Here is a 13133-nt window from a genome sequence, read left to right on the forward strand (position 1 = left end):
ACTTTTTCTGGTTCGGAAAACTCGATTTGTAGTTATTGACATAACTTATTGATAGAGTTTCTCAGAAAATTTAACAGACAAAATATGATGAAGTAGGGTGCATCACGGCTCCGCATAAGCCAATACGATTGGTGATAAGACTTGCTTCTGCCTAACCCTGCTTAAAAAGGAGGGAATTAAGCTCAGCCATAGGGCTTTCCCAACTTGAGGCGACTGGCGTACAAGCGTCCGTTAATTTATCTGTATAGCCCTAAACCAGATTTTTACAAGAAATTTATTCTACTTAACCTGAAGAATTAGAGTCCGTATCACTGCTACCGATAATTGCCTGGAAGATATTCCCTATTAGAAAGAAAAAAGCTGCACCTAACAACAGGAGCATCAAACTTGCAAGAGTAGCAAAGGGAGAGATGATAAACAATAGTAAAAATGCAAACATCAGAGTTGTTACCAACGTCTTATTCATCTTTTTTCCCTTTTGATAATTTCTAATTCAACTTAACCCATGAATTGCAGGGCTGTGCCACTTCTGTAGGAAGGAATTCCTCCTCTTTCTTTGGTAGCAACTTATTATTTACTTAGCTATTACAAGTGTAAAGAAAAACCTGGTTTTTTGCTCAAAGGAGTTTTTCAATTATGACAGTGTATTGAAGTCATGAAAAAATCTCTAATGTGTAGCAGCGACTCAAGTTCTAGTGAGATGAGCTACAGGGTGAGTTACGAACACTGCTAAGACAGCATACAAGTTTGTTGAGCTAATGGCTATATAAATAGCATATTATAAAGTATTATAAAGTGTTAATATGATTATGACTAGGCGGCATAAGTGAGGGGTGTCAGGCTATTTGGTCATGAGTATATCATTGACCATCTGTGCAGTTATCAGGTTTAAACGGGTATCAATTGCGACATCAATGCCACAAGACACAGTTATAGACATTCAGGGTTCTAACGGTGAGGCTGCTCCCAATAGAGTTACACCGATTCTTTCCAGTGAGAAAGCTGGGTGGAACAACATTCTTGTCGAGTACTGGCATATGCCGGCACACGAGTTGCCTCCACAATTGTTACCAGATTATGTCATTAACATACACTTCAAGGGCCCAGCTCGGACAGAGGTGGTGTGGGATGGGCGTCTTCTTACCAAGCGCTTTACACACGGTGAAATAACAATTCTTCCTCCTGGCTTAAATTGCAAGGGGGCATGTTTGGAGGATAGTGACTTTCTTGTGCTACGCCTTCAACCTGGGATTATCACTCAAGTTGCACAAGAGTTGGACTATCCAGATCATATTGAGATTGCACCCAACTTGGGAGTCGTTAGTCCGCAAATCCAGCATATTGGTTTGGCACTTAAGACAGAACTTGAGTCTGGATGCTTGTCTGGGCGTATTTATGGAGAATCACTAGCAACGGCGCTCGCGAGTTATTTGCTACAGCAACATTCTACCTCCAAGAAACGCGTTCAAGATTTTGCTGGTGGTCTACCCAAGTACAAGTTGTGTAGAACCCTGGAGTACATTAATGAAAATCTGGAGAACGAGTTAACAGTTGCTGAACTTGCAAGCGTGGTGGAAATGAGTCCTTATCACTTTGCCCGCTTGTTTAAGCAGTCAACGGGTTTTACTCCTCATCAATATCTGATCAATTCCAGAATCGAGCGAGCAAAGATGCTGTTGGCAGAGAAAAAATTGTCAATTGCCGAGATTTGTGAATATGTTGGCTTTCGCAGCCCAAGCCACTTCATCGCATTGTTTCGCAAGTTCACGTCAATGACACCAAAAGCATATAGAGATCAGCTCTAGCTGCTTACAAAAGAATGCGGGAAGTTTGAAAGCCCACCAGCAACACGCTGAAATTATGTAGAATTTCAAAGTGTTACCGAAAATTCGGGTTTAAAGCCCCGTCCTTCTAGGACGGCTTTCTCTTTGTCTTTAGACTTCTGATGAGTTCTCTAAGTACATCAGTTTTTGTTCTGCCAACTTCGGAGCAGTAGTCTTCAAGGATTTTAAGTTCGTACTCTTCTACTCTAAAATCTAATCGTTTCTTCATACTATTGTACAGCATTATTGTGTATAATAGTAGCATGAAAACATTGAAGTTTAAGTTGTACTCACACAAGCGCAATAGATACCTCAAGCGGTCAATTAATGCCGCAGGGGTAATGTATAACCATTGCATTGCCCTTCCGAGTCGGTACTACAAGATGTGGGGTAAACACTCTTTGTTGCACAAAACTTCAATCTCATATAGCCAAGTTGCGGAAGCATAACCCGTTCTGGCAATCAGTAGGTTCTCAGGCAGTACAGGATATCTGTCAACGTATCGAAAACGCATACCAATTGTTTTTTAAATACAACAAAAAAGGAGTTAGACCACCAGGATTCAAGAAGGTTAAGAAATACAAATCGTTCACCCTCAAACAAGCAGGATATAAGTTTCTTGGTGGGAATAGGGTACGAATTGGAAACCGAGTTTATCAATTTTGGAAATCTAGGGAAATCGAGGGAATAGTCAAAACTTTAACCATTAAACGCACGCCTTTGGGTGAATTGTTTATGGTTGTCGTGGTTGACAATTGTCCTGAATCTGAATGCAGGTACGGACTGGTAGAATTGCGGGATTTGACTTCGGACTCAAGACATTTCTCACTTGCTCAAATGGCTCATTAATTGAATCGCCCCAATTCTTTAAACAGTCTCTCAACGCCATCAAAAAAGCGAGTAAACAGCACTCCAAAAAGTTGAAAGGCTCGTCCAACCGAGAACGGGCTAGAAAGAATCTAGTACGCAAGTATGAGGATATTTCTAATGCTAGGCGTGACAGGTGAGTGGAAGTTAGCTCACGACCTAACTAATAGGTTTGATGTACTTTGTTTTGAAACTTTAAACCTCAAAGCAATGCAACGTCTTTGGGGACGAAAAATCTCAGACCTAGCCTTTGGGGAATTCCTGCAAATTCTGGAATGGGTTGCTAAGAAGAAAGGTAAACAACTCATATTCGTCTCCCAGTGGTATCCATCCAGTAAAACTTGCTCTAATTGTGGACACGTTCTAGAAAAACTGGATTTGTCAATCAGAGAGTGGCGTTGCCCGTCCTGTCAGTCGGTAAATGGCAGGGACGAGAATGCAGCGCGCGAATATTTGTGCAGTTGGGGCATCAACTGTTGGGTTAGACTCGGTAAGACGGGCAATGCCTGCAATCGTTGTTTGAGCCTAGAATCCCCGCCCTAAAAGTGCGGGGAGTATGTCAAGTCTTTTAACAGTTACCAGTTATCAGTTATCAGTTATCAGTTATCAGTTTCATCCTCCGGGGGAAACACCACACTCCTGTGCACAGAAAGCGTTGGTGTCAGTACAACCACACCAGCCCGAGAAAGCGTCACTGCGTAGGTAGCTGTTCACTGTTTTAAGGGTGGTATGAAAAACAACTCGTGGGAGTGCGAGTCCCAGTCCAAATATCTGGGAACACAACACCTAAATTGTGCGACTGTAGATGTATAGCAGTAAAGCGCAATAAAAAACGAAGTAGGCTTCGCCGTGAGCTCAGCCGAACGGTCAAGTGGACAACTCCTGATCCGCAAAGAAAGGTAGTAAAAATCCGCGCATCTTGCACAAACTGGGAGTCGTTGCAAGAGTTTCGCGAAACAGCTATCAATCGCCGTCGGGCAGTCGGTGAATGCGCGGCTTCGGGTTAGACTTCAACCCGGAAGTTGTAAAACTCCAGTCCCCTATGAAGCAAGAATCCCATCGGCGCGTCTTTCCGTGGGAGTGTCAATACGGTTCGGATAAAATAATTTGTTTACAGTTTTTGTGGGGTGGGCTGTCCGGCCCGCCCTAATCTTGAGCTACCAACGGTGTAAAATCTGACCTTGAGGAACTTTTCGCAAGCTTAAGATATTTTCAGCAAGAACTGAATATCGTGCAATTTATGGTTTTGATACACTAACGTGTAGGAATCATTCAAACCCATTCACAAATTGAATTCTTGAAATCTTAAATTAGGTTTTTGCACAACCTAATTGTTCATTGCAAGTTTGTACGATCCCTGATTCATGCCAGATAGCTAGTAATCAAGCCCAGGTTTGCCACCTGGGCTTTTTTCTTTGTTCCGCTTTAAATCTGCAATAGCCCCTCTGGATTGACTGACAACAGCGATCGCCTTTGCAAACCCTCCCGATGTAAAATTTCATTGGCTGCGACTAAGCCACTGCTTACCGCCCGTTCCATTAAGCCGCAGGGAAATGGCATTTTTACCCAATCGCCTGCAAAAAGCAAGTTAGGAATATTGGTGCTAGTTTCTGGGCGTTCGGCGTAACTATTCGGGGGATATCCAGAAAAGTTCTTTTGATTCACCAATTCCCGATGCAGCATCTTTGCTTGCTTTAACTCAGGAACAATTTCATAAAGTTCCTGCTCAAAAGTCGTCAACAATGCTTCTTGAGTGGGGAATTGTTTTTCTTTGTAGCAGTAAGCGTGTAACTCTACAACACTACCACTAGTGCGTTCTGCCCACTCAATAAATTGTTGTTGAATACGATGATAGAGAGTGATGCTGTCAGTGAGCTGATAGCCAGATAAAGAAGTAAAATAACTGTGTTCCCACTCAAAATCGCGGTCGAACCAGAAACGACATACAGCGAATGGATCGGCAAGGCTCAATTTTTCCACTTGCGATCGCGATCGCACTACCTGATCAACATCACCATTCATTTGCCGAAACAGCTGCTGTACACCTGGTACATCAGTAGCGAAGACATAGTAATCTGCTGTAATTATCTCTGGTGATGGTGAATCAAGATTTGCTGCTACCAATTGCAAACCATCATCTTGGCGCTGTACGACTTGATATTTTGCTAAATCCCGTTGTGCCGGACCTTTCAACACTTTACCATCAGCCGCGAAAACCGCTCCATGACAAGGGCAATGAAACTTGCCATCTTCTGCCATTTTCACGGTACAACCTTGGTGAGTGCAGGTGAGAGAAATTGCTTCTTGGCTACCATTTGGCAGGGCAAATACTTCATCAGCAGCCCCAAAATATTGTAAAGACGCGCCATCCGAGAGTTCTACATCAGCATTCTCTTTTACCCAAAAAGGAACGTTGTTTGTATTATTACCAACTTGATAGCTGAGTGAATCAATCTTGCCTTGTGTAGCTTGAATTTCACTCACCGCTACCCCTGTAATAATTTTGCCCCCCTTACTTTCAACTGCCTTAGCTATAGGTTGCACCAAACTAGTTCCCATATCGTCTTTAGTGCCATTAAAAGCGAGTCCTTCAGGGTTGCCAAAAAAATAAAAGTGGAAGAACTGCATAAGTTCGGCAACACTCATCGTGTCTGGTGCATTCAAACTAGATTTGGCAAAAGGCAGAAAATACAAGTCGTATAAACCTCTAGGAAATTCTTCCTCTACCCAATCAGCAACTGATATATTATCAAACCGCCGATAATTCTTTTCCCGTTCAAAACCACCAATCGCTTGGAAGACTTGCAAGTGTTTGAATTTTGTCAGATTAATGCCCCATTGAAAGCGGTTGGGAGAGGCTATAGCTAAATCCACAATGTTCCAAGGGAAAGCGGAATGACTGGGACGAAATACCTCTGGTTTATACTTATTGTTGCGGTAAACAACAGAGTAGGAATTTAATGACTTGAAATTCTCAGAAATACCAAGTTCTGCAACTAAATTATTCAAATTATAGTACTGAGGAAAAAAGCCATGAAAGCCATGCTCCATCCTGAAAGTGTCACCCTTGACTTCAATTTGCCAACTGGCAATTTTGCCACCAAGCTGGGGAGATTTCTCCAACAATGTGACTGCAAACCCTCTCTGACTCAGTTCATAAGCACAAGCCAAACCTGCAAGTCCAGCACCAACAACCACAACACTTTTATTTTGATTTAATATTCGTGGCAAGTTTAGGGTATCTTGTTGAAAAACTGTTGGTTTTGGCTTAGTAAACCGAGAGTATCCCAAGACTCCTGTCGCAGCACCCACACCAAATAATTTCAGTAATGCGCGACGGGAGATGGTATATGATTCTGGTGAATTAAATACTTGACTCATGCGTTACTCAATTAACTCCTCACAATGAAGTACTGGCGTAAAACAATAACTCAACGCATTTAAATAGAGTTGTTGCAACACAAATACAGCCTAATATTTTGGAGTATTTTTCCAATATCAGGATGAATTTTCAACGGAATAATTTTGACATAATGGGCAAAATTCTCAACAACTACAGTTATTGAGAATACTGCACCATCAAATTTAGTACCCAACGAGTTTCTAGCCGAAGGAACAGAAAATTACAAGAATTGAGTCAACAAACTAAAAGATTATTTGCCAGTTTAATATAATATTTGATTATTGACTACTAAACGTTAGGTAGGTTTGAAATTGCCAGACAACCCCCCCTCTCCAAAAGAAGTCTCTCATAGTGGACGCTCACGCATTCTCGATGAGGCAGAACGGCTATTTCGCACGCGAGGCTACAATGCAGTGACCATGAGGGATATTGCTCGTGAGGTGGGAATTCGTCAGGCATCGTTGTACTATCACTTTCCCAGCAAGGAGCAACTTTTTGTGGCTGTCACTGAGCGAATGTTTGAGCGCCATCGAACAGGTTTACAGCAGGCAATTCACGATGCAGGAGGTGACTTGCGATCGCAACTTCATGCATCTGCTAGGTGGTTTCTCTCTCAGCCTCCCGTCCATTTCTTGAGTATGTTCCACACTGATATGCCCTCTTTAGGCGAGGACAATCTCAAAAAACTGTCGGCTTGCGCCCAACAATGTATCTTTGAGCCAATTCGACAGATCTTTGCCGAGGCGCAAGAGCGAGGGGAGATCCGGGATAACGCTCGTCCGAAAATGCTAGCTGGGTTCTTTTTGTCTTGTATTGAGAGCGTTCCCTACGTCAGCAACTTTCCTGATACTGCTAAGAGTGAAGTGATAGTGAATGAAATAATTTCCGTTTTGCTGGATGGAATAAAACCTCAAGTAGAAACGGACTAGTGGTTAACCGCAGTCTTTTTTGATAGGAATGCACCTGAGCGCAAAGAGCGCTTTTGGAGTCTAGGACTAAAGTCCTTACTACAAAATCATACAACCATCATAATTAATGCGATAAACCACTAGAGTGCAGAGCGTGAGAACCAGAATAATTTTTTTAGTTTTTACCTAACGAATGATAGGTAGACAAAAAGGATTTATTGGTTATACTGTATATACCTAACGAATGATAGGTAGGCAAATCCAGACGAGGGAAACTACGTCAACAACCCAGGTCTAAAGACACTGGGCTTCTAGCCTAAGACTTGACCATAGTTGACCAGACGCGCGTACCTTGAGTACTACGTTAACGGTAAGTGTTCAAGTTCCTACCGAGGACAATGCGTTCGCGCAGCGTGCCGTTAGGCATAGCCAGTTCCAAGCTCTAGAAACCAGGGATTAAACAAGTTTATTGGGTTAAGCCAGTGTCTTTGGTATAGTTACCGACCGTTAACATTGTCGTTCGCGTTCGCGCAGCGTGCCCGCAGGGCTCAGCGTCTCCCCTTGGGAGAGGCTAACATTACTCCCTTTCGGGAAGGCACATCGAGTGCAAAACCGTTACGCGTACAGGTGAGTCCAGTCCTGAAGGCGGGTTTCCCGCCGTAGGGAACTGGCGAACCCGAAGGGGTGAACGAGTTGAGATGGTAATTGTCCCATCGAAAGTACATTACAAAAGTACACCGATTCAAGTAACCCCAAGGCGGTAATGGAACAAAGCGACTAAAGTCGCACGAGTCGTATTTCCTCTCAGGTCTGTTCGCGCAGCGTGCCGCAGGCATAGACGCGCTCGTTTCCATACTTCCCACGAGGTCTTATGAACGTCAATAACTGATGTTCTCACTCGGTAAACATGACAATTCAAGCATTTTTGCAACAGGTCTATTGAATATCGCAACATACAAGCACGTTTTGAGCAACAAATGTCACCGTATTGCAATCAAATTAATGTAGAGAATTCAACATGTTTGCATCATTGAACAAACCTGGCGCTCTGTCGCTGGTTCTCAATGTTCTTCTGGCTGTCGGTGCGGCTTTAGTCATGAACGGGTTGATATTTGGGTTGGGCTGGAATCGATCCACTGACTATGCAACAAAGCCGTCTTTTGAACCACCCGGCTACGTAGTGGGACTAGTGTGGGAAGGTCTTTTCGCACTCATGGCTACGGCGCGTTGGCTGTTGAATTCCCGTAGTGGAACGGGTGCATCACGAGCGCGAGCTTTGGTCACGCTCCTCATCATATTCTGCCTGCTTTGGGCGTTCTATTCGCTGGCTATCGGCAGCTTGATTGGTGGGTTTTTGGGAAATCTTGGAACCATAGCGATCGCCTCGTTCACCGTCGCTCGCCTATGGGCTATCTCGAAGACGGCAGCGTTTTTGATTATGCCAGTTGTCCTATGGGTCACATTTGCGACTGCGATTGTGTTGAGTGAATTGGGCTGGCTTTAACAGTTACCAGTTATCAGTTATCAGTTATCAGTTATCAGTTATCAGTTACCAGTTGTCAGTTGTCAGTTGAGAATTAACAATTAACAATTAACAGTTCACTGTCCACTGTCCACGGCGGCTGGTACTGTTCACTGTTTTAACAAAACCATTGCGTAAATAGTTTGTAGTGTTTTACATAGGAGTCAATGACGATGCAACGTTCTTTATGGAGCTTTTTACTTTTAACCGCTGTCATAAATTTGACAGCGTTACCCAGTGCAAAAGCAGTGTCTAACAGTAGCCTCACCGTCACCATTAACGGCTTGAAAAACCAGCGTGGGCAAGTTTGCCTGACCCTGTTTTCTGGTGGGCGAGGATTTCCTACCAGTAGCGATCGCGCGGTGGCTGCCCGTTGCGTCAAACTAGAAAATGCTCCGCTGACAGTTAAATTTGAAAACTTAAAATCAGGAAATTATGCGATCGCCGCCTATCATGATGCCAACAACGACGGCACCCTCAATCGCAATCTATTGGGTATCCCCACTGAACAGTTTGGCTTTTCTCAAAACCCCAAAATTCTCACAGGTCCGCCCAAGTTTGGCGATTGTGCGGTTCTAGTTGCCGGTCCACAGACCAACATTCAAATTCAATTGCTGAACTTTTTAGGCTGAAGTAAACGCAACAGCATTGCTTTGTTGCCATCCTACCGGAGAATAATATGAAACCCAGAGCGATTTAAATCCCTGGCGATCTGTCGTAATGTGAGAATTTGACTGTTACCAAAATGTGGGTAATGACAAAGTTTTAGTTATGCGTATTCAAATAGTTGTCATTTTCATTGTGGGGCTGGTGGTGTTCCAGGAAAATCAGCAAGCGCTGGCAAACTCTGAATCTACTGTCTTGCAAACAGATAGTTTGACCCCATCGTCAACCCCTCCTTTACTAGAAAAACTCAGAGGGAAAAGTGTCCAGACTGATGAGGTTGCCCAGAGAGTTGTCAAAGATATCCAGATCCGTTTTCTCAATGATAAAGGCAAGTTTGTCGATGATAAGGGTCAACCGATTGAGGGACGGACTCAGAAAGATTTTATCATCGACAATCTGAAACTAAAGCCAGGTCAAGTATTCCGTGAGGATTTACTTCAAAAAGACTTGCAACGACTGCGGAGATTAAACTCATTAGATGAAGTCAATGTTTCCCTACAAGAAGATGACACTGGTGTTAATATCATCTACGACATTAAGGAGCGTCACTTCCCTTCTCTAAGCTTCGGCGGTGGTGATAACGGTGATGTTGGGCTTTATGGTCAAGTGGGTTATGAAGATGCAAATATTAACGGTCTTAATGAACAGATAGATACCAGCATTCAGGTAAGTGGTAAAGATGTTCAGTTTGATAGCCAATTCACGAGTCCTTATCGTCGTGGACAACCAAACCGCCTAGGCTACAGCTTCAGAGTTTTTCGTGAACGAGATTTATCTCGAACCTTCAACGATGATATCAAGCTTTCCAACGGTAGCACAGCGCGGGAAGGACGATTTGGCGGTTCTGTAGCAGTTTTAAAATCTTTCAATGACTGGGATACAGCTTTTGGTCTTAACTACACCAGGATTAGCCTTCGCGATCGCGATTATAATCTTGCACGAGTGGATAGATTAGGAAGCCCTCTCTCAGTTAGCGGTACTGGCATAGATGATTTGGTTACGGTGTCGTTCGCTATAAGTAAAGATCAGCGCGATCGCCGTGACAATCCAACTCAAGGATCGCTTCTCACCCTCAGCACTGAACAGGCAATTCCGATTGGACTGGGTAAGATTTCCAGCAACCGACTGCGGGCAAACTATATTTTATATGTGCCAGTCACCTGGATAGGTAATGGTCGGTCAACTGAAAATCCAGAAATGTTAGCTTTTAATTTGCAAGCTGGTACAAATATTGGGGAGTTTCCACCAGCAGAAGCGTTTGATTTGGGTGGACAGAATTCTGTACGAGGCTACGGAGGTGGTAAAGTCGCCAGTGGACGTAGTTATGGCTTGGTTTCTGTGGAATATCGTTTCCCGATTCTTCAGTCAGTCGGAGGAGTTGTGTTTGCTGACTTCGGCTCGGATTTTGGATCTGGCAAAACGGTGCTAGGGGAACCGGGTGTACTGCGAGGCAAACCTGGGAGTGGGTTTGGTTACGGGTTAGGACTGCGAGTCAAGTCACCGTTTGGGCTAATTCGGGGTGACTTGGGGATTAACGACCAGGGAGATATAAGATTTGAAATTACCACTGGTCAGCGGTTTTGATATGAAGTACTGGCGTGAAACAATGGCTGTGACTCAACGCATTTTAATTGAATTATTACGAAGAAGACGCAGCTTGATTTTTTGGAGTATTTTTCCAATCTCAATATTAATTCTCAACGCAATGATTTTGGCAGAACGGGCAAAATTGTCAATGGATCGTGCTTTTGAGAATGCTGCGCCTTCAACTTTGGTAGGTGCAGCACTGTTTTTTAGCTGTTTGGGTGGTAGTGTCGCAACTGTAGTCGCAGAACGAGAACAGCAAACGCTCAAACGCCTTTTTATTTCCCCACTGAGTGGTACATCCTATTTTCTAGGAATTTTTCTTGCTCATAGCTGCATTGGCTTTGGGCAAACACTGCTCGTTTATACTGTTGCTGGATTTTGGGGTGCTACCTTCAAAGGTTCTATTTTCTTAGGACTGATAATTATTTCTCTGAGTATAGTTGCTTATGTAGGGTTAGGATTTATTCTGGGTACACAATTGGCTCGTCGTACAGAAGATGTTAACGCTCTGGTAGCAGCTTTTGGGGTTCCTTTGTTAATTCTCGGTGGGGTATTCTTGCCTACTTCATTGTTTCCTAAAACACTACTAAATATCGCAAATTTTAATCCAATTTATCACATGAATTAAGCTCTTTTGGGAGTATCTGCTCAAGATGATTCAGTATCAGATATCGCCTCTCACTTTCAATTTTTATCAATATTTTCACTGCTAATGATTGTAGGTGGATGGTTATCTTATCGACGGATGTTGATGGTAGAGAAAAGACTATGAAAAGTCGATATTAACAGTAACCAGTAACTAGTTATCACTAAGCAGTCAACAGTGATAATTGATAACTGAAACTAATACAGCAATTCCAGATAAAACGTGAACATTATGGTTTTTGTATGAACCGCCAAGACGCCAAGGACGCCAACAGAAAAAATTAAGAGATTTGTTCATAAACTATTTAGTATGGCTGTAACTGATAACTGTTTTCTCTATCTTCCTACTCTCTAGTTATCCTTGAACCTATGCTAAGAATCAAAAATTTGAATAAGGCTTACGGGAAAAGAAAAGTTCTTCAAGATTTGACCATGTACATTGAACATGGGGAAATTTATGGTCTCTTGGGTGCAAATGGAGCCGGAAAAACAACAACAATTAATATTATTTGTAATTTGCTGAAAGCTGACAGTGGATATATTACAATCTCTAATCAGCCAGTTTCAGAAGAAACAAAAAAACTCATTGGAATTGCACCTCAAGAAAATTTACTATATAAAACTTTATCTTGTGAGGAAAATCTTAATTTTTTTGCTCAAATCTACGGATTAGACGCCAAAACTCGTCGTCAACAAGTAAAAGCAACTTTGGAGGCTGTGAATCTGTTAGATAGAGCAAAAAGCCCGGTAGAAACTCTCAGCGGTGGGATGCAGCGGCGCTTGAATATTGCAGTTGCATTGGTACATCAGCCAAAGTTAGTGATTCTGGATGAACCGACTACAGGTTTGGATATTGAAGCGCGATATGAAATTTGGGAGTTGATTCGACAACTGAAAAATCAGGGAATTACGATTTTGCTGACGACTCATTTATTAGATGAAGCTGAACGTCTTTGTCACAAAATTGGTATTTTAAAAAGTGGTCGTATTTTGGCTGAGGGGAGTCTAGCAGAACTCAGAAAAAACATTGCAGCAAAAGAAATTGTGATAGTCCAGACTTCAGAAGAGGAACAGGCGATCGCCCGGGCAATTGAACATGGTTTCACGCCTCGACGTTATGGTCACGATTTGGCTTTTTGGGTGCCAGAACAACTAGAATTAAAGGAAATTATATCTCGTTTTGATGGCATTCCTCTCGATTCGATTGCTCGTCAGCCAGTGCGGTTAGAGCATATTTATTTAGAGTTAACGCAATAAGTACCCCTCATGAACTGCGTACACCCTTCGGGTATCTCCTGCGGAGACGCTACGCGTTAGCGTTCGCGAAGCGTGTGCCTTTGGCACTCAGCTCCTCCGTTCGCGCAGCGTCTCCGAAGGAGACAGGAGGCACAGCAGTCGCCTGCTGTCGGGAAACCAACGCCAGTCACCTACGGCGGGAAACCCGCCTGCAGTGCTGGCTCCTCCTGCAGCGCTGCTTCAGCAGGACAGATGAAAATTTATCAAAAGACGGCAATTCTTCCCCGTCTCTTCTAGAGCGGGGAGGAATTGCCGCCTTGCCGCCTTAGTCATTGGTCAATAGTCATTAGTATAATTAAGCACCATTTTTGTAAAAAATATACTAAGGACTAATAACTAATGACTAATGACTCGAAATCCCCCGGCTATGAAATTGAACTTTTTAGGGATTTTAAATGGTTGCCCTATTTACGCCG

Annotated in this window: 8 protein-coding genes and 2 pseudogenes; 8 read left to right on the top strand and 2 right to left on the bottom strand. The window is 43.2% G+C overall.

Going from position 1 to position 13133, the window contains the following annotated elements:
* Window positions 1-283 precede the first annotated feature (283 nt).
* Window positions 284-466, bottom strand: a complete 183-nt coding sequence (locus tag ACM0OZ_RS24515; RefSeq protein WP_414585435.1) for a hypothetical protein — start codon at window positions 464-466, stop codon at window positions 284-286.
* Window positions 467-851: 385 nt separating this feature from the next.
* On the opposite strand from ACM0OZ_RS24515, the gene ACM0OZ_RS24520 reads away from it, so the two are divergent.
* Together ACM0OZ_RS24520 and ACM0OZ_RS24525 are read left to right on the top strand one after the other, a co-directional pair.
* Window positions 852-1805 carry a helix-turn-helix domain-containing protein gene (locus tag ACM0OZ_RS24520; protein WP_414585436.1) on the top strand — a complete coding sequence of 318 codons (954 nt, stop codon included), beginning with the start codon at window positions 852-854 and terminating at the stop codon, window positions 1803-1805.
* Between the two features lie 281 nt (window positions 1806-2086).
* Window positions 2087-3213: pseudogene (locus ACM0OZ_RS24525) on the top strand (RNA-guided endonuclease InsQ/TnpB family protein).
* Between the two features lie 902 nt (window positions 3214-4115).
* Here the strand turns inward: ACM0OZ_RS24525 and ACM0OZ_RS24530 are convergent.
* A complete protein-coding gene (locus ACM0OZ_RS24530) occupies window positions 4116-6071 on the bottom strand; it encodes an FAD-dependent oxidoreductase (RefSeq protein WP_414585437.1) in 1956 nt (651 codons plus the stop codon).
* 333 nt (window positions 6072-6404) lie between these two features.
* Here ACM0OZ_RS24530 and ACM0OZ_RS24535 point away from each other — a divergent pair, with 333 nt between their 5' ends.
* From ACM0OZ_RS24535 to ACM0OZ_RS24560, 6 genes and pseudogenes are all read left to right on the top strand, one after another.
* Entirely contained in the window at window positions 6405-7022 is a 618-nt protein-coding gene (locus tag ACM0OZ_RS24535) for a TetR/AcrR family transcriptional regulator (RefSeq protein WP_414585438.1), read from the top strand.
* A gap of 997 nt (window positions 7023-8019) precedes the next feature.
* A complete protein-coding gene (locus tag ACM0OZ_RS24540) occupies window positions 8020-8505 on the top strand; it encodes a tryptophan-rich sensory protein (RefSeq protein WP_414585439.1) in 486 nt (161 codons plus the stop codon).
* 191 nt (window positions 8506-8696) lie between these two features.
* The gene (locus tag ACM0OZ_RS24545; protein WP_414585441.1) at window positions 8697-9155 is read left to right on the top strand and encodes a DUF2141 domain-containing protein; all 459 of its coding nucleotides are present in this window, start codon (window positions 8697-8699) and stop codon (window positions 9153-9155) included.
* A 139-nt stretch (window positions 9156-9294) separates the two neighbouring features.
* Window positions 9295-10773 (top strand): BamA/TamA family outer membrane protein, encoded by a 1479-nt coding sequence (locus tag ACM0OZ_RS24550; RefSeq protein WP_414585442.1) that lies wholly within the window; start codon window positions 9295-9297, stop codon window positions 10771-10773.
* Between the two features lies 1 nt (window position 10774).
* A pseudogene (locus ACM0OZ_RS24555) lies at window positions 10775-11548 on the top strand (ABC transporter permease).
* A 242-nt stretch (window positions 11549-11790) separates the two neighbouring features.
* Window positions 11791-12678: an ABC transporter ATP-binding protein gene (locus ACM0OZ_RS24560; protein WP_414585443.1), complete on the top strand. Its 888-nt coding sequence runs from the start codon at window positions 11791-11793 to the stop codon at window positions 12676-12678.
* Window positions 12679-13133: the final 455 nt, after the last annotated feature.

The organism is Scytonema sp. PCC 10023 (assembly GCF_963920835.1).
In the GTDB taxonomy this organism is placed as follows: Bacteria; Cyanobacteriota; Cyanobacteriia; order Cyanobacteriales; family Nostocaceae; genus Kalymmatonema.